General features: G+C 73.6%; 1 protein-coding gene. It reads right to left on the reverse strand.

The genetic code is table 11. From position 1 onward, the window contains the following. Window positions 1–21: 21 nt before the first annotated feature. Entirely contained in the window at window positions 22–20313 is a 20292-nt protein-coding gene (locus JOL79_RS35135; protein WP_210158205.1) for a type I polyketide synthase, read from the reverse strand. Between the last annotated feature and the right edge of the window lie 26 nt (window positions 20314–20339).

Here is a 20339-nt window from a genome sequence, read left to right on the forward strand (position 1 = left end):
ACTCCAGGTGATCGGGGTGGGTCAGTTAGCGCCGAGTTCGTTGTCGAGCATGCTGAACAGCTCGTCGTCGTCGGCCGCCGCGATGTCGGCGTCGGCGTCGGGAGCGTCCGTGGGGGCGTCGCCGGCCGGCCCGGCGCCGGTCGTCCAGACGGCGAGCATCGCCCGCAGCCGGAGCGCGACCGCGGTCCGCGTCGCCTCGGTCGGGGTGCTCGTGCCCAGACTCGATTCCAGCCGGGCCAGCTCGGCCAGGAGCACCGTGTCGCCCTCGGTGTCCTCGGGGGCAAGCCGGCCGCGGAGGGCCTCGGCCAGCGCCAGCGGCGTCGGATGGTCGAAGATCAGTGTCGGCGCCAGCCTGAGGCCGGTGTCGGCGGCCAGGCGGTTGCGGAACTCGACCGCGGTGAGCGAGTCGAAGCCCAGCTCGCCGAAGGCCCGGGTGTCGCCGATCTCGGCCGGGCCGGCGTGGCCGAGCACCGCCACCGCGTGGGTGCGGACCAGCCCGAGCAACGTACGGGTCTGCTCGGCGGCGGTGAGCGTGACCAGCTGCCTGGTGAGGGCGCGGTCACGACCGGCGGCCGGCCGGGCGGCCGGGCGCGCCGGTGCCGGCACCAGGCCGGTGAGCGGCTCGGGGAGCCCGCCGGGCGCGGCCCGCCTGAGCGCGGCCAGGTCGAGACCGAGCGGGGCGACCAGCGCGGCGCCGGCGCCGAGGGCGGCGTCGAAGAGGTCGAGCGCGGCGCCGGTGGGCAGGGGCACGATCCCGCCGCGCCGCAGCCGGTCGCGGTCGGCTTCGGACAGGGCGCTGCCGAGACCGGTCTCCCACAGACCCCACGCCATCGAGGTGGCCGGGACGCCCTCGGCCCGCAGCCGCGCCGCGTAGGCGTCCAGGTACGTGTTGGCCGCCGCGTAGTTGGCCTGTCCCGCGTTGCCGAGCAGACCGGCGACGGAGGAGAACAGCACGAACGCGCTGAGCGGCCGGCCGGCGGTGGCCGCGCGCAGGTTGACCGCCGCGTCCACCTTGGCGGCCAGGACGGAGGCGAGCCGGTCGGGCGTCAACGAGGCGAGCATCGCGTCGTCCGTGCCTCCCGCGGCGTGCAGCACCGCGCTGACCTCGACCGGGCCGAGGAGGCGCCGGACGGCGGCCGGGTCGGCCAGGTCGCATGCCTCCAGCCGCACCTCCGCGCCGGCGTCCGCCAGCTCCGTCACCAGGGCGGCGGCGCCGGGCGCGTCGGGACCGCGGCGGCTGACCAGCAGCAGGTGCTTCACCCGGTGGGTGGCGACCAGGTGCCGGGCCAGGGCGCCGCCGAGCGCACCGGTGGCACCGGTGAGCACGACGGTTCCGTCACCGAGGCCGGGCACCTGCGGCACTCCCCGCACCCCGTCCATCGCGGCCAGGCGTGGCACCAGGACGGCGTCACCGCGGATCGCCGCCTGCGCGAGGCCGGCGGCGACGATGCCCGGGACGGCATCGGGGACGAGACCATCGACGGCGCCGGAAGCCGGCCCGGGGTCCGCGTCGATCAACGTGAAGCGGTCGGGGTTCTCCGTCTGGGCGGCACGGACCAGGCCCCAGAGGGCGGCGTGGGCCAGCCCCGGCACGGGGTCGGCCGGGCCGGTGGCCACGGCTCCCGAGGTCAGCACCACCAGACGGCTGTCGGCCCAGACCGGATCGGTGACCCACTCCTGCAGCGTGCCGAGGGCGGTCGCCAAGGCCCGCCGGACCGCTGCCGGATCAGTGCCCGGGTCAGCGGCCGGGTCAAGGGCCGGGCCAGCCGGCGGCGCGGTGGCGTCGAGCACGACGACGGCGGGCGCGCCGGCCAGGACGGGCAGCGGTGCGCCGAACGGCAGGTGATGCCACGCGGCCGGCTCCGCGCCGTCGGTGACCTCGGCGGGGCGGACGGCCACCGGGGCGGGCCGCCAGTCCACCGTGTAGAGCCCCGCCGTATCGCTGCCCGGCTCGGCGGTGACCGGCCGCAGCGCCACCCGTTCGATCTGGGCCACCGGCAGCCCCGTGCCGTCCGCGATCGTCAGCCGCACGCCGCCGGGCCCGTCCGGGCTGAGCCGGACCCGCAGCGTGGTGGCGCCGCCGCCGTCCAGCAGCCGGACCCCGGTGAACGCGAACGGCAGGTGCACCTCCGTGCCGGTGATCAGTCCACCGGCGGCGATGGCGTGCAGCGCGCTGTCGAGCAGCGCCGGGTGGAGGGCGAATCCGCCGGCCGGTTCCGCGACCTCGATCTCGGCGAACACGTCGTGCCCGGCACGCCAGGCCCGGCGCAGACCCTGGAACGCCGGGCCGTACCCGAGCCCCGCGGCGTCCATCGCGGGGTAGAAGCCGGTGAGGTCGAGTTCCTCGGCCCCGGCCGGGACGGTGACCGCGGCGGGCTCGGTGTCGCGGCCGGCCGGCAGCTCCACCGGCAGCCCCTCGGAGAGAAGCCCGGCGGCGTGCTCGGTCCAGGGCTCGCCGGCCCCGGCCCGGGAGTGGATGCTCACCGGGCGGCGGTTCGCGTCGTCCGGCGCGCCGACCGTGACGCGCACCTGCGTGGTGATCCGGCCCGGCAGGACGAGCGGGGTCCGCAGCAGCAGCTCCTCCAGCACGGGGATTCCCAGCTGGGAGCCGGCCGCCAGGGCCATCTCGGCCAGCGCGGCGCCCGGCACGACCGTGCGGCCGTGGACGGTGTGGTCGGCCGCCCACGGGTGGGTGACCGCGGAGAGGGAACCGGTGAACAGCACCACGCCGGAGCCGGGCACCTCGGCCGCCGCGCCGAGGACCGGGTGGCCGGTGCCGGTCAGGCCGAGCCCGGCGACGTCCCCGCCGACGCCGGTCCTGGGCCGGGGCCAGAACCGCCGGTGCCGGAACGGATACGTCGGGAGGTCCTCGACGGCCCGGCCCACCAACGCGGTCCAGTCGACGGGCTGGCCGTGCACGAACAGCTCGGCCACGGCGGTGAGCAGCGTGGCGGGCTCGTCCCGGTCCCGGCGGAGCGCGGCCACCGCCGTCACGTCCGGGGCCACGTCCTGGACCAGCGCGGTGAGGACGCCGTCCGGGCCCAGTTCGAGCACCCGTCCCGCGTCCAGGGCCGCGACCGCGTCGGCGAACCGCACCGGCTCACGCACCTGCCGCACCCAGTAGCCGGGGTCGGTCCACTGGCCGGGCTCCACCGGGCGGCCGGTCACCGTGGAGACGGCGGGGATCACCGGCTCGGCGAACGTCAGCGTCTCCACGACGGCGCGGAACTCGGCCAGCATCGGCTCCATCAGCCGGGAGTGGAACGCGTGGCTGGTGCGCAGCCGGTTCGCCTTCCAGCCGCGGTCCGCGGCGAGCGCCGCCGCCCGTCCGACCGCGTCCGCGTCTCCGGAGACCACGACGGATCCCGGCGCGTTGACCGCCGCGATGTCGAGGCCGGGGAGCGCCTCGCGCACCTCGCTCTCGGCCGCACCGATCGCCAGCATCGCCCCGCCGGCCGGGAGCGCCTGCATGAGCCGTCCACGCGCGGTGACCAGCGCCGCGGCGTCGGCCAGGGTCAGCACGCCGGCGGCGTACGCGGCGGCGATCTCACCGATCGAGTGGCCCGCCACGACCTCCGGGGTCAGCCCCCAGGAGCGGACGAGCGCCAGCAGCGCCACCTCGACCGCGAAGATCGCGGGCTGCGCCCACTCGGTCTGGTGGAGAAGCTCCTCGTCGGCCAGCGCGTCGCGCAGCGGCAACCCCGTGGCCGCGCACGCCTCGTCGAACGCGGCGGCGAAGACGGGGAACGCGTCGTACAGCTGCCGGCCCATGCCGGCCCGCTGCGTGCCCTGTCCGGTGAACGTCACCGCCAGACGTCCTTCGGTGGCCGTCCCGGTGATGGCCCGCCCGCTGTCCGAGGTCAGCGACTCCTTCAGCGCGGCGTGGTCGGCGGCGAGGACAACGGCGCGGCGCGGCAGGGCCGCCCGGGTGGCCAGTCCGGCCGCGAGCCGTCCCAGCGGCACGTCGCGCCGTTCGGCGAGGCGGCAGGCCAGCACACGGAGGGCGTCGTCGTCGGCCGCCGCGAGCGCGACCGGGGTGATGGGCAGTGGCGGCGCCGGCTCCACCGGCGCCGTGGCGGGCGGCGCTTCGAGGATGACGTGGGCGTTGGTGCCGCTGATGCCGAACGATGACACCGCCGCCCGCCGCGCCCGGCCCACCTGCGGCCAGTCGCGCGAGTCGGTCAGCAGCTCCACCGACCCGGCCGACCAGTCCACCTGCGAGGTCGGCGCGTCCACATGCAGCGTCTTCGGGAGCGTGCCGTAACGGAACGCCTGCACCATCTTGATGATCCCCGCGACCCCGGCCGCCGCCTGCGTATGCCCGAGATTCGACTTGATCGAACCCAGCCACAACGGCTCGTCCCGGTCCTGGCCATAGGTGGCCAGCAATGCCTGCGCCTCGATCGGATCGCCCAGCGCCGTGCCGGTGCCGTGCGCCTCGACCACGTCCACGTCCTGCGGCGACAACCCCGCGTTGGCCAACGCCGCCCGGATCACCCGCTGCTGCGACGGTCCGTTCGGCGCCGTCAACCCGTTCGACGCGCCGTCCTGGTTCACCGCACTGCCCCGCACCACGGCGAGCACCCGGTGCCCCAGGCGTTCGGCGTCCGACAGCCGCTCCACCAGCAGCATGCCCACGCCCTCACCCCACCCGGTGCCGTCAGCCACCTCCGCGAACGACTTGCACCGCCCATCAGCGGCAAGACCCCGCTGCCGCGAGAAACCCACGAACGTGCCCGGGGTGGCCATCACCGTCACCCCACCGGCCAACGCCGCGTCACACTCCCCGCTCCGCAACGCCTGCACAGCCAGATGCAACGCCACCAGAGACGACGAACACGCGGTGTCGACCGTGACCGCCGGACCCTCCAACCCGAACGTGTACGACACCCGCCCCGACGCGACGCTGCCGCTCGTGCCGAGGAAGCCCTCCGCGTTGTCGGTGGACTGGTCGAGGACGAGTCCGTAGTCGTTGTACATGACACCGACGAACACACCGGTCCGCGAGCCGCGCAGCCCCAGCGGGTCGACCCCGGCCCGTTCGAACGCCTCCCACGAGGTCTCCAGCAGCAGCCGGTGCTGCGGATCCATCGCCAGCGCCTCACGCGGCGAGATCCCGAACACCGCCGGGTCGAAGTCGGCGGCCTCGTAGAGGAAACCGCCCTCCCGCGAGTACGACGTACCGGGGTGATCCGGGTCGGGGTGATACAGGTTCTCCAGATCCCAGCCCCGGTCTTCGGGGAAGAACCCCACACCGTCCCGACCAGCCGCCACCAGCTCCCACAACTCCTCCGGAGAGGCCACCCCACCCGGATAACGACACGCCATCCCCACGATGGCGATCGGCTCATCCAGGGCGACCGCGGCGGGAGCGGTCTCGATGGCCGTGTGCCGTCCCGCGAGTTCTCCGGAGACGAAGCCGGCCAAGGCCGCGACTGTCGGGTAGTCGAAGACCAGCGTCGACGGCAGCCGCAGCCCGGTCGCGGCGGTCAGGCGGTTGCGCAACTCGACCGCGGTGAGTGAGTCGAAGCCCAGCTCGGTGAAGGCCCGACCGGCCGCCACCCGGTCGGCGGAGGGATATCCAAGCGTCTCGGCGACCTGCGTGCGGACCAGGCCGAGCACGGCGTGCTCCCGTTCGGCCTCGGGCAGCGTGGCCAGCCGCAGCCCGAGCGCGTTCGCGGCCCCGGTGCCGGTGCGGGCCGGCGCGAGGCCCTGCAGGAGCGGTGGAACGGCGAGCGCGGTACGCAGTGCGGTGGTGTCGATCACCAGTGGGGCGACCAGGGGTGTGCCCGCCGAGAGTGCGGCGTCGAACGCGGCCAGGCCCTGTTCGGCGGTGAGCGGCAGCACACCACCACGCCGCATCCGCTCCCGGTCGGCGTCGCTGAGCCCGCCACCCATACCGGCGTCCCAGAGTCCCCATGCCAGCGACGTCGCCGGAACACCCTCCGCCCGCAACGACACGGCGTACGCGTCCAGGAACGCGTTCGCCGCCGCGTAGTTGGCCTGACCGGCATTACCGAACAACCCCGCCGCCGACGAATACAGCACAAACGCGCCCAGCCGCTTGCCCCGTGTCGCCTCGGCGAGGTTTCGGGCCGCGTCCACCTTCGCCCCGAACACCGCACGCAACCGCTCCGGAGTCAGATCCGCCAGCAACGCATCGTCCAGCACACCCGCGGCATGAACCACCGCCGTGACCGGCTCATCCCGCAGCGCCGCCGCGACGGCGTCCGCGTCGGACAGGTCACACGCCAGCGACCGCACCCGCGCACCCTCGACCTCGACCGCCCCGCCGGACCGCGACAGCAGCAACAACTCACCGACGCCATGCGCCCGCACCAGATGCCGGGCGACCAGACCACCCAGCATGCCCGTGGCACCGGTGACCACCACGACGCCGTCGCCAAGGTCAACGTGAGCTGAACCCGTGCCGGGTGTCTTCAGGCGGCCCAGGCGCGGCACCCGCACCACACCGTCACGCACCACCGCCTCCGGCACCGGGACGACCATGACCTCGGGCGCGTCGAGGAGATGGATCCGGCCCGGGTGCTCGGCCTGCGCCGACCGCACCAACCCCCACAACGCGGCACCATCCGGATCGACGATCTCCTCACCGGCCGCGCCGAACGTCCGCACCACCAACCGGGAATCCGCCCACGCCGGATCGGCCACCCACTCCTGCAGCAACCCCAACAGCGCAGCCGACCGATCGAACGCCGACCCCGGCGCCGTCGCGTCCACCACCACCACACCAGCCGGCTCCGGCAACCGATCACCCAACGCCACCACGACCGGAGCCCCCGCCTCCGGCACGACGTCCTGCGGCACCCACTCCACCCCGAACAACAGACGGTCGGCGGAGCCGCCCGACACCTGCCCGGCCGATACCGGACGGAGCGTCAGCCCGTCGACCTCGGCCACCGGAAGCCCGGAGGCGTCGGCCAGCGCGAGCCGGACCGTACCCGTGGACGCGCCGGGTGTCAGCCGCACCCGCAGCGCGGTGCCCGCCGGTCGTTGCCACCGGATGCCGGAGAAGCTGAAGGGCAACTGCGCGCCGTCGGCCGGGAGCAGCCCGCCGACGCCCAGCGCGTGCAGCGCCGCGTCGAACAACGCCGGATGCACCCCGAAACCGTCGACCACCTCCCCGGTCACGACCTCGGCGAACACCTCCACACCCCGCCGCCACACCCGCCGCAACCCCCGGAACGCCGGACCATACAACAGCCCCGCATCCGCGAACGCCTCATACAGACCATCCAGACCGAGCTCCTCCGCACCGGACGGCGGCCACACCACCAGATCGGTGCCGTACTCGCTGGATTCGGGCTCGGTGAGCAGGCCGGTGGCATTGGTGACCCAGGCGGCCTGCTCGTCGTCGGGGCGCGAGTAGATGGTCAGCGCGCGCCGCCCTGTGTCGTCGGGCGCGGCGACCAGGACCCGCAGCCGGACGGACGCCCCTTCGGGCAGGGTCAGCGGGTCCCGCACCACCAGCTCGTCCACCGCCGGGGTGCCGGCCCGGGCCCCGGCCGCGAGGGCCAGCTCGACGAGCGCGGTGCCGGGAACGATCGTCATGTCGTGAACGCGGTGGTCGGCGAGCCAGGGCCGGCTTGCGGTGCCGAGGGTTCCGGTGAACAGCAGCGCACCCGAGTCGGGGACGTCGACCGAGGCCGCGAGCAGCGGATGGTCAGGGGCATCGAGACCAGCGGTGGTCACGTCGCCGGTCGGCGGGGTCGGGTCGAGCCAGTACCGCTGGTGCTGGAACGGGTAGGTGGGCAGGTCGGCGCGGAGTCCGTCACCCAGCGCCGCCTGCCAGTCCACGGTCTGCCCGTGGACGAACAGCGTGCCGAGCGCGGTGAGCAGTGTCTCGGCCTCGGCGCGGCCACGCCGGAGCGCGGCGACCGCGGTCAGTTCCGGACGCAGGTCGCCGACTATCGCGGTGAGGATGCCGTCCGGGCCCAGCTCCAGCACGCGACCCGCGTCCAGGGCCGCGACCGCGTCGGCGAACCGGACCGGACGGCGGACCTGATCCACCCAATACTCCGGGTCACTCCACTGACCCGGCGACACAGCCGCACCGGTCACCGTAGAAACCGCAGGGATCGCCGGCTCGGCGAACGCCAGCGTCTCCACCACCGAACGGAACTCAGCCAGCATCGGCTCCATCAACCGCGAATGGAACGCGTGGCTGGTGCGCAGCCTGCTGGTCTTCCAGCCCCGCTCCGCCGCCAACCCAGCGACCCGCTCGACGTCGGCCTGCGGGCCGGACACCACCACCGACGCCGGACCGTTCACCGCCGCGATGTCGATGTCCGGGAATGCCTCTCGCACGTCGTCCTCGGAGGTGCCGACCGCGAGCATCGCCCCACCCGCCGGAAGCGCCTGCATCAACCGGCCCCGAGCCGCCACCAACCTCGCGGCGTCCGCCAGCGACAGGACCCCTGCCGCGTAGGCGGCGGTGATCTCACCGATCGAATGCCCCGCCACCACATCCGGCTCCACCCCCCAGGAGCGGACCAACGCCAGCAACGCCACCTCAACCGCGAAGATCGCCGGCTGCGCCCACCCCGTCTGACCCAACCGGGACTCATCGCCCAGAACGTCCAGCAGCGGCAGGTCCAGCGCCGCGCACACCTCGTCGAACGCCGCCGCGAACACCGGGAACACGTCATACAGCTCCCGGCCCATCCCGGCCCGCTGCGACCCCTGACCGGTGAACACCACCGCCAACCGGCCCGGCACGGCGACCCCGGCCACCGGATGAACCCCGGCCCCCACCGCCGCCAGCCCGGCATCCAGCCCCACACGATCACCGGCCACGACGACCGCCCGATGCCGCAGCCGTGCCCGGGTCGCCAGGGTCCGGCCGACCTGGTTCAGGTCCGCGTCTGCCGGAAGGCCAAGCCGGAGCCGCTCGGCGGCCTCCCGCAGCGCGTCCGGCTCAGCGGCGGTGAGCACGACTGGGACGACCGGTAGCTCGACGGCGGGCGCCGGAGACGGTTCGTCCGCCGGGGCTTCGAGGATGACGTGGGCGTTCGTACCGCTGATCCCGAACGACGACACCGCCGCCCGCCGCGCCCGATCCACCGCCGGCCAGTCGCGCGAGTCGGTCAGCAGCTCCACCGACCCGGCCGACCAGTCCACCTGCGAGGTCGGCGCATCCACATGCAACGTCTTCGGCAACATGCCGTGACGCATCGCCTGCACCATCTTGATGATCCCCGCCACCCCGGCCGCCGCCTGCGTGTGCCCCAGGTTCGACTTGATCGAGCCCAGCCAGAGCGGTTCGCTCCGGCGCTGGCCGTAGGTGGCCAGCAGCGCCTGCGCCTCGATCGGGTCACCCAGCGCCGTGCCAGTGCCGTGCGCCTCGACCACGTCCACGTCCTGCGGCGACAACCCCGCGTTGGCCAACGCCGCCCGGATCACCCGCTGCTGCGACGGTCCGTTCGGCGCCGTCAACCCGTTCGACGCGCCGTCCTGGTTCACCGCCGAGCCCCGCACCACGGCGAGCACCCGGTGCCCCAGGCGTTCGGCGTCCGACAGCCGCTCCACCAGCAGCATGCCGACACCCTCACCCCACCCGGTGCCGTCAGCCCCCTCCGCGAACGACTTGCACCGCCCATCAGCCGCCAGACCCCGCTGCCGCGAGAAACCCACGAACGTGCCCGGAGTGGCCATCACCGTCACCCCACCGGCCAGCGCCGCGTCACACTCCCCGCTCCGCAACGCCTGCACAGCCAGGTGGAGCGCCACCAGAGACGACGAACACGCGGTGTCGACCGTGACCGCCGGACCCTCCAAACCGAACGTGTACGACACCCGCCCCGACGCGACGCTGCCGGAGCTGCCCGTGCTGAGGAAGCCCTCCACGCCGGGAGGCACCTCGGCGGTCTGCGAGCCGTAATCGTGGTACATCACGCCCGCGAACACGCCGATCCGCCGGCCACGCAACCCCATCGGGTCGATCCCGGCCCGCTCGAACGCCTCCCACGACGTCTCCAGCAGCAGCCGCTGCTGCGGATCCATCGCCAGCGCCTCACGCGGCGAGATCCCGAACAGTCCCGGGTCGAAGTCGGCGGCCTCGTAGAGGAAACCGCCCTCCCGCGTGTAGGAGGTGCCCGCGTGATCGGGATCGGGGTGATAGAGGTTCTCCAGATCCCAGCCGCGATCGTGCGGGAAGAACCCCACGCCGTCCCGGCCGGCCGCCACCAGCTCCCACAACTCCTCCGGTGAGGCCACGCCACCCGGATAACGACAGGCCATCCCCACGATCACGACCGGGTCGTCATCAACTCGGCCGCGGTTGGTGACTACGGCGACCGAGCCGTGTCGGCTGGACAGCTGCTCGCCGAGGAAGGCCGCCAGCAGGGTGGCGTTCGGATAATCGAAGATCAGCGTGGAGGGCAGCCGCAAGCCGGTCACCGTACCCAGCCGGTTGCGCAGCTCCACCGCGGTCAGCGAGTCGAAGCCCAGCTCGCTGAACGCCCGGTCGGGATCGAGCTGATCCGGCGACGCGTAGCCGAGCACGGCGGTCACCTGAGCGCTGACCAGCGCCAGCACGGCTCGGCCCCGCTCATGTTCGGGGAGCGCGGCGAGGCGCTGGGACAGCGGGCTGCCCTGTGCGACCGGGGCGCGGCCGGGGGCCAGACCGGCCAGCAGTGGTGGTACGAAGTCGGCGGCGCGGAGCGCCGCGGTGTCCACGCCCAGCAAGGCGATGAGCGGACGTCCGTGGGCGAGTGCGGCGTCGAACGCGGCCAGGCCCTGTTCGGCGGTGAGAGGGAGAACGCCACCACGCCGCATCCGCTCCCGGTCGGCGCGGGTCAGCGCCTCCCCCATCCCCGCGTCCCAGAGTCCCCACGCCAGCGAGGTCGCAGGGACGCCCTCCGCCCGCAACACCACCGCGTACGCATCCAGGAAGGCGTTGGCCGCCGCGTAATTGGCCTGACCGGCGTTACCGAACAACCCCGCCGCCGACGAATACACCACAAACGCGCTCAACCGCTTGTCCCGCGTCGCCGCGCGCAGGTTGCGGGCCGCGTCCACCTTCGCCCCGAACACCCGCTGCAACCGCTCCGGAGTCAGATCAGCCAGCAACGCATCGTCCAGCACACCCGCGGCATGAACCACCGCCGTGACCGGCTCATCCCGCAGCGCCGCCGCGACGGCGTCCGCGTCGGACAGGTCACACGCCAGCGACCGCACCCGCGCACCCTCGACCTCGACCGCCCCGCCGGACCGCGACAGCAGCAACAACTCACCGACGCCATGCGCCCGCACCAGATGCCGGGCGACCAGACCACCCAGCATGCCCGTGGCACCGGTGACCACCACGACCCCGTCACCAAGGTCAACGTGAGCTGAACCCGTGCCGGGTGTCTTCAGGCGGCCCAGGCGCGGCACCCGCACCACACCGTCACGCACCACCGCCTGCGGCACCGGGACGACCATGACCTCGGGCGCGTCGAGGAGATGGATCCGGCCCGGGTGCTCGGCCTGCGCCGACCGCACCAACCCCCACAACGCGGCACCATCCGGATCGACGATCTCCTCACCGGCCGCGCCGAACGTCCGCACCACCAACCGGGAATCCGCCCACGCCGGATCGGCCACCCACTCCTGCAGCAACCCCAACAGCGCAGCCGACCGATCGAACGCCGACCCCGGCGCCGTCGCGTCCACCACCACCACACCAGCCGGCTCCGGCAACCGATCACCCAACGCCACCACGACCGGAGCCCCCGCCTCCGGCACGACGTCCTGCGGCACCCACTCCACCCCGAACAACAGACGGTCGGCGGAGCCGCCCGACACCTGCCCGGCCGATACCGGACGGAGCGTCAGCCCGTCGATCCGGGTGACCGGCAGGCCCGCCCCGTCGGCGAGCAGGAGCCGTACCGAGTCGGGGGTGTGCCCCGGCGCGAGCCGGACCCGCAGTGTCCCGGTGGCCGAGCCGGCCATGCGTACGCCCGCGAAGGCGAAGGGCAACTGCGCGCCCTCGGCCGGGAGCAGCCCGCCGACGCCCAGCGCGTGCAGCGCCGCGTCGAACAACGCCGGATGCACCCCGAAACCGTCGACCACCTCCCCGGTCACGACCTCGGCGAACACCTCCACACCCCGCCGCCACACCCGCCGCAACCCCCGGAACGCCGGACCGTACAACAGCCCCGCATCCGCGAACGCCTCATACAGACCGTCCAGAGCGAGCTCCTCCGCACCGGACGGCGGCCACACCACCAGATCGGCTTCCTCTCCGGCGGCGGCCATGTGCTCCGGGGCGAGCACGCCGGTCGCGTGCAGCGTCCAGGGAGCCTCGTCGTCGGTCCGGGCATGGATGGAGACCCGATGCCGTCCGTCGCCGTCCGGCGCGCCGATCGTGGTCCTGACCTGCGCACCGCCGGACGCCGGAAGCGGCAGCGGCGCCTGGAGCAACAGCTCGTCGAGGACCGGTGCCCCGATCCGGACGCCGCCGGCGAGTGCCATCTCGACCAGCGCCGTGCCGGGAACGACCGTTGCACCGAAGACCGTGTGGTCGGCCAGCCACGGGTGAGTGGAGACAGAAAGGAAGCCGGTGAGCACGCTCTCCGGCGCGTCCGGGAGGGCGATCGTCGCGCCGAGCAGCGGGTGGCCGGTCTCCGTCAGGCCGAGGCCGGCGGCGTCGGCGGCGCGCAGCGTACGGCGGCGCGGCCAGAAGTGCTGGTGGTCGAAGGCGTAGCTCGGCAGATCGAGGAGTTCACCGCCGCCGAGCACGAGTCTCCAATCGATCGTGAGGCCGGTCGAGTGCAGTTCGGCGAGCGCGGCGAGCAGCGTGGTGATCTCGTCGCGGTCGCGGCGCAGCGCGGCCACCGCCCTCACGTCCGGGGCCACATCCTGGACCAGCGCGGTCAGGATGCCGTCCGGGCCCAGCTCCAGCACGCGACCCGCGTCCAGAGCCGCGACCGCGTCGGCGAACCGGACCGGACGTCGGACCTGATCCACCCAGTACTCCGGGTCACTCCACTGACCGGACTCCACCGGGCGGCCCGTCACCGTGGAGACCGCCGGAACCACCGGCTCGGCGAACGCCAGCGACTCCACCACCGAACGGAACTCCGCCAGCATCGGCTCCATCAACCGCGAATGAAACGCATGACTCGTGCGCAGCCTGCTGGTCTTCCAGCCCCGCTCCGCCGCCAACCCAGCGACCCGCTCGACGTCGGCCTGCGGGCCGGACACCACCACCGACGCCGGACCGTTCACCGCCGCCACATCAACGTCCGGGAAAGCCGCCAGCAGGTCGGCCTCGGAGGTGCCGACCGCGAGCATCGCCCCACCCGCCGGAAGCGCCTGCATCAACCGGCCCCGAGCCGCCACCAACCTCGCGGCGTCCGCCAGCGACAGGACCCCTGCCGCGTAGGCGGCGGTGATCTCACCGATCGAATGCCCCGCGACCACATCCGGCTCCACCCCCCAGGAGCGGACCAACGCCAGCAACGCCACCTCGACCGCGAAGATCGCCGGCTGCGCCCACCCCGTCTGACCCAACCGGGACTCATCGCCCAGAACGTCCAGCAGCGGCAGGTCCAGCGCCGCGCACACCTCGTCGAACGCCGCCGCGAACACCGGGAACACGTCATACAGCTCCCGGCCCATCCCGGCCCGCTGCGACCCCTGACCGGTGAACACCACCGCCAGAGGTCCTGTCCGTATCTCCGCCGCCGTTGGGGCGACGAGTGCGCTGAGCAGTTGGTCGCGATCGGCGGCCGGCACCACCGCACGCCGGGGCAGCGGTGTCCGGTGAGCGAGCGTCCAGGCGACGTCGGCCACGGAGGCGTCCGGATGGGCCAGCAGGTATGCGCGGAGCCGCTCGGCCTGCCCGGCGAGGGCCCGATCCGTCGCGGCCGTGAGGACCACCGGTACGGCCGGCAGCGCCGGTCGCGTTGTCTCCACCGGCGCCGTGGCGGGTGGGCCTTCGAGGATGACGTGGGCGTTGGTGCCGCTGATCCCGAACGATGACACCGCCGCCCGCCGCGCCCGGCCCACCTGCGGCCAGTTGCGCGGCTCGGTCAGCAGCTCGACCGACCCGGCCGACCAGTCCACCTGCGAGGTCGGCGCGTCCACATGCAGCGTCTTGGGCAGCGTGCCGTAACGGAACGCCTGCACCATCTTGATGATCCCCGCGACCCCGGCCGCCGCCTGCGTATGCCCGAGATTCGACTTGATCGAACCCAGCCACAACGGCTCGTCCCGGTCCTGGCCATAGGTGGCCAGCAATGCCTGCGCCTCGATCGGATCGCCCAGCGCCGTGCCGGTGCCGTGCGCCTCGATCACGTCCACGTCCTGCGGCGACAGACCCGCGTTGGCCAGCGCCGCCCGGATCACCCGCTGCTGCGACGGTCCGTTCGGCGCGGTCAGGCCGTTCGACGCGCCGTCCTGGTTCACCGCACTGCCCCGGACCACGGCGAGCACCCGGTGCCCCAGGCGTTCGGCGTCCGACAGCCGCTCCACCAGCAGCATGCCGACACCCTCACCCCACCCGGTGCCGTCAGCCCCCTCCGCGAACGACTTGCACCGCCCATCAGCGGCAAGACCCCGCTGCCGCGAGAACCCCACGAACGTGCCCGGGGTGGCCATCACCGTCACCCCACCGGCCAGCGCCGCGTCACACTCCCCGCTCCGCAACGCCTGCACAGCCAGGTGGAGCGCCACCAGAGACGACGAACACGCGGTGTCGACCGTGACCGCCGGACCCTCCAAACCGAACGTGTACGACACCCGGCCCGACGCGATGCTCCCACCGGTGCCCATGAAGCCCTCGACCTGCGCCTCGGCCTGTTCGAGGACGGTCGCGTAGTCGCCGTACATGACGCCCGCGAACACGCCCGTCCGGGATCCGCGCAAGGCGCGCGGGTCGATCCCGGCCCGTTCGAACGCCTCCCACGAGGTCTCCAGCAGCAGCCGGTGCTGCGGATCCATCGCCAGCGCCTCACGCGGCGAGATCCCGAACAGTCCCGGGTCGAAGTCGCCCGCCTCGTAGAGGAAACCGCCCTCCCGCGAGTACGACGTACCGGGGTGATCCGGGTCGGGGTGATACAGGTTCTCCACGTCCCAGCCCCGGTCCACGGGGAACGAGCCGATCGCGTCCCGACCGGCCGCCACCAGCTCCCACAACTCCTCCGGGGACGCCACCCCACCCGGATAACGGCACGCCATCCCCACGATGGCGATCGGCTCGTCGTCGTGGGCGGCAGGCGCCGGCGCGGCCACCGCCCGAGCCGCCCCCGCCAGTTCCGCACCCACGTGGGCGGCCAGCACCGTGGCGTTCGGGTAGTCGAAGACCAGCGTCGACGGCAGCCGCAACCCGGTCACCGTACTCAGGCGGTTGCGCAGCTCCACCGCGGTCAGCGAGTCGAAACCCAGCTCGCTGAAGGCTCGCCGCGGGTCGACGTCCTCAGCCCTGCCATAGCCGAGCACGTCCGCCACCTGGGCCCGGACCAGCCCGACGACGGCCGCGACGCGCTGTTCTTCGGGTAGGCCGGCCAACCGCCGGCCGAGCGCCGTACCGGCGGCCGGGCGGGCGGGGGCGCGGACCAGCCCGCGCAGGAGCGCGGGCGCGCCGGCGGCCTCGCGGAGCGCGGCGGTGTCGATCACCAGTGGGGCGACCAGGGGTCTGCCCGCGGCGAGAGCGGCGTCGAACGCCGCCAGGCCCTGCTCGGCGGTGAGCGGCAGCACACCACCACGCCGCATCCGCTCCCGGTCGGCGTCGCTGAGCCCGCCACCCATACCGGCGTCCCAGAGTCCCCATGCCAGCGACGTCGCCGGAACACCCTCCGCCCGCAACGACACGGCGTACGCGTCCAGGAACGCGTTCGCCGCCGCGTAGTTGGCCTGACCGGCATTACCGAACAACCCCGCCGCCGACGAATACAGCACAAACGCGCCCAGCCGCTTGCCCCGTGTCGCCTCGGCGAGGTTGCGGGCCGCGTCCACCTTCGCCCCGAACACCCGCTCCAACCGCTCCGGGGTCAACGATTCGACCATGCCGTCGTCGAGCAGGCCCGCCGCGTGGATCACCGCCGTTACCGGCTCATCCCGCAGCGCCGCCGCAACCGCGTCCGCGTCGCCCACGTCACAGGCCACCGACCGCACCCGAGCGCCCTCGACCTCTACCTCTCCGCCGGACCGCGACAGCAGCAGCAGATCGTCGACGCCGTGCGCCTGCACCAGATGGCGGGCGACCAGACCACCCAACGTCCCGGTAGCACCCGTGATCACCACGACGCCGTCACCCAGGTCCGCCCCGCCCGAGCCCGCGTCGAGGGCCTGGACCCGTACGAGCCGCGGGACCCTGACCACACCGTCGCGCACCAGCGCCTCGGGCAACGGGAGGGCCATGTCTTCGGAGGCGTCGAGGAGATGGATTCGGTCGGGGTGTTCGGCCTGCGCCGACCGCACCAGACCCCACAACGCGGCCCCATCAGGGTCGGTGACCTCATCACCGGCCGCCCCGAACGTCCGCACCACCAGCCGGGAATCGGCCCACGCCGAATCGGCCAGCCACTCCTGCAGCAACCCCAGCAACGCAGCCGACCGATCGAACGCCGCTCCCGGCGCCGTCGCGTCCACCACCACCACAGCAGCCGGCTCCGGCAGCCGATCACCCAACGCCATCGCAACCGGAGCCCCCGCCTCCGGCACGACGTCCTGCGGCACCCACTCCACCCCGAACAACAGACGCCCGGCGGAGCCGCCCGACACCTGCGCCGCCGTGACCGGACGGAGCAGGAGCGCGTCCACCTCGGCCACCGGAAGCCCGGCTCCGTCCGCGAGCAGCAGCCGCACCGTGTCGGCGCTCTCGCCGCGGGAGAGCCGGACGCGTAGTTCACCGGCGGCCGCCCCGGTGACCCGCACACCGGTGAAGGCGAACGGCAGCCGCACCTCGCCACCGGGAAGCAGGTCTCCGGCGCCGATCCCGTGCAGCGCCGCGTCGAACAACGCCGGATGCACACCGAAGCCGTCGACCACCTCGCCAACCGCGACCTCGGCGAACACGTCCGCGCCCCGCCGCCAGACCCGCCGCAGGCCCTGGAACGCCGGGCCATAGGACAGACCGGCATCGGCGAGCGTGTCGTACAGCCCGTCGATCGCGATCTCGTCGGCGTCGCTCGGCGGCCAGGCGACCAGGCTCAGGTCGGCATCGGTGCCGGTGCCGGTGTCTGTTTCTGTGTCGGTGTCTGCGGCAGGGGCGAGGGTGCCTTCCGCGTGGGTGGTCCAATCGCCGGGGTCGCCGTCCTCGGGCTGGGCGTAGACGGTGACCGCGCGGCGGTCCGCGTCGTCCGCCGGGCCGACCCTCACCTGCAGGCGGACGCCGCCCTGCGGCGGGATCACCAGAGGCTCGCGGAGAATGAGCTCGTCGACGCTGGTCGCGCCCACCCGCCGCCCGGCGGCCAGGACGAGATCGAGCAGCGCCGTTCCTGGAACGAGTACCGCGCCGAACACGCGATGATCGGCCAGCCAACCTGGTGTTCCCGCGGCCAGCCGGCCGGTGAGCAGGGCGCCGTCTCCGTCGGCCAGCAGCATCGCGGCGCTGAGGAGCGGGTGACCGGACGCGTACAGTCCGGCCGCGGTGACATCCCCGGTGTCGGTGGCGGTGTCGAGCCAGTACCGCTGGTGGGAGAAGGGATAGGTGGGCACCTCGGCCGGGCGCGCGCCCGTGCCGTCGAACAGCGCCCGCCAGTCCACGCCCTGCCCGTCGACGAACAACTCCGCCACCGCGGTCAGCAACGTGGTCGCCTCGTCGCGGTCGCGGCGCAGCGCGGCCACCGCCCTCACATCCGGCGTCACGCCCTGGACCAGCGCCGTCAGCACCCCGTCCGGGCCCAGCTCCAGCACCCGCTCAGCGTCCAGACCGGCAGCGGCGTCGGCGAACCGGACCGGGCGGCGGACCTGATCCACCCAGTACTCCGGGTCACTCCACTGACCGGTCTCGACCGGGCGGCCTGTCACCGTGGAGACCGCAGGGATCACTGGATCGGCGAACGCCAGCGACTCCACCACCGAACGGAACCCCGCCAGCATCGGCTCCATCAACCGCGAATGAAACGCATGACTCGTGCGCAGCCTGCTGGTCTTCCACCCACGCTCCGCCGCCAACCCAGCGACCCGCTCGACGTCCTCCCGCGGCCCGGACACCACCACCGACCCCGGACCGTTCACCGCCGCGATGTCGATGTCCGGGAAAGCCGCGCGTAGGTCCTCCTCGGACGCCCCCACCGCGAGCATCGCCCCACCCGCCGGAAGCGCCTGCATCAACCGGCCCCGCGCCGCCACCAACCTCGCGGCGTCCGCCAGCGACAGCACCCCGGCGGCGTACGCGGCGGTGATCTCACCGATCGAATGCCCCGCCACCACATCCGGCTCCACCCCCCAGGAGCGGACCAGCGCCAGCAACGCCACTTCCACGGCGAAGATCGCCGGCTGCGCCCACCCCGTCTGACCCAACCGGGACTCATCGCCGAGCACCTCGTGGAGCGGCAGGTCCAGCGCCGCGCACACCTCGTCGAACGCCGCCGCGAACACCGGGAACACGTCATACAGCTCCCGGCCCATCCCGGCCCGCTGCGACCCCTGACCGGTGAACACCACCGCCAACCGGCCCTCCGAGGCCACCCCCCGAACCACCGCGTCGCCCAGCAGCACCGCCCGATACTCCAGCACCGCCCGCCCGGCCAACGCCACCCCGACATCCAGCCGGGACGCCTCCACCGCCCCCACCCGCCGGACCTGCGCCTCCAACGACCCCGCCGACCGCGCCGTCACCACCAACGGCACCACCGGCAACCCCACCACCGGCGACCCCACCACCGGCCCGCCACCCTCAACCGGCACCTCGCCCGGCTCGGCCGGCGTCGCGTCCGGCGCCTGCTCCACGATCACATGCGCGTTCGTCCCACTGATCCCGAACGACGACACCCCAGCCCGGCGCGGCCGGCCCACCTCCGGCCACGCCCGCGCCTGCGTCAACAGCCCCACCGCACCCGACGCCCAGTCCACCTGCGGCGACGGCGCATCCACATGCAACGTCTTCGGCAACACCCCGTGCCGGATCGCCTGCACCATCTTGATGACACCGGCCACGCCGGCGGCGGCCTGGGTGTGCCCCAGGTTCGACTTCACCGAACCGAGCCAGAGCGGCTCGCCGGAACGGTCGCGCCCATAGGTGGCGAGCAGGGCCTGCGCCTCGATCGGGTCGCCCAGCCGCGTCCCGGTGCCGTGCGCCTCCACCGCGTCCACGTCCTGCGGCGTCAGCCCCGCCGACGCCAGGGCGGCCCGGATGACGCGCTGCTGCGACGGGCCATTCGGGGCGGTCAGGCCGCTGGACGCGCCGTCCTGGTTGACCGCCGAGCCCCGCACGACGGCGAGGATCGGATGCCCGAGCCGCCGCGCGTCCGACAGCCGCTCAAGCAGGAGCAGGCCGACGCCCTCGCCCCAGCCGGTGCCGTCGGCCGCCGCGGCGAACGACTTGCACCGCCCGTCGGCGGCCAGCCCGCCCTGCCGGCTGAACTCGACGAACGTGGTCGGTGTGGCCATCACCGTGACACCGCCGGCCAGCGCCAGATCGCATTCGCCGTTCCGCAGCGCCTGACCGGCGAGGTGCAGGGCGACCAGCGACGACGAGCAGGCGGTGTCGACGGTGACCGCCGGGCCCTCCAGCCCGAACGTGTAGGCGATCCGCCCGGACGCGACGCTGCCCGAGTTGCCGTTGCCCAGGTAGCTGGCGACGCCGTCGGGCAGGTCGAGCGGGCGGGAGCCGTAGTCGTGGTACATGACACCGGCGAACACGCCCGTGCGGGGGAAGGGCACCTGGGTGGGGTCGAAACCGGCCCGTTCGAACGCCTCCCAGGTCGCCTCCAGCAGCAGCCGCTGCTGCGGGTCCATCGCCAGCGCCTCACGAGGGCTGATCCCGAACAGGTCCGCGTCGAAGCCCGCGGCGTCGTGCAGGAAGCCGCCTTCGAGGCGGGCCCGCCGGTCGAGTTCGCCGCTCTCGTGGTCGTAGAGGCCGTCGATGTCCCAGCCGCGGTCGGCCGGAGGCGCGCCGATCGCGTCGGAACCGGAGGCGACCAGCCGCCACAGGTCCTCGGGGCCCTCGATCCCGCCGGGGAACCGGCAGCTCATGGCGATGATCGCCAGGGGTTCGGTGCCCCGATACTCCAGCTCCTCCACCCGCCGGCGGGCGGCACGCAGGTCGGCGGCCGCCCGTTTGAGGTAGGCGAGGTACTTCTCCTCGGTCCCGGCGGATTCGCCTGCGGTGGTCCCTGTGGTGGTCCCTGCAGTGGTCATGGCAGAACCGCCTTCGGATCTGGGCC

Source organism: Microbispora oryzae (assembly GCF_017896165.1).
Taxonomy (GTDB): Bacteria; Actinomycetota; Actinomycetes; order Streptosporangiales; family Streptosporangiaceae; genus Microbispora; species Microbispora oryzae.

Excerpts from the sequence above, each read along its gene's own strand:
- JOL79_RS35135 (WP_210158205.1), bottom strand. The coding sequence starts at position 20,313 with ATGACCACTGCAGGGACCACCACAGGGACCACCGCAGGCGAATCCGCC.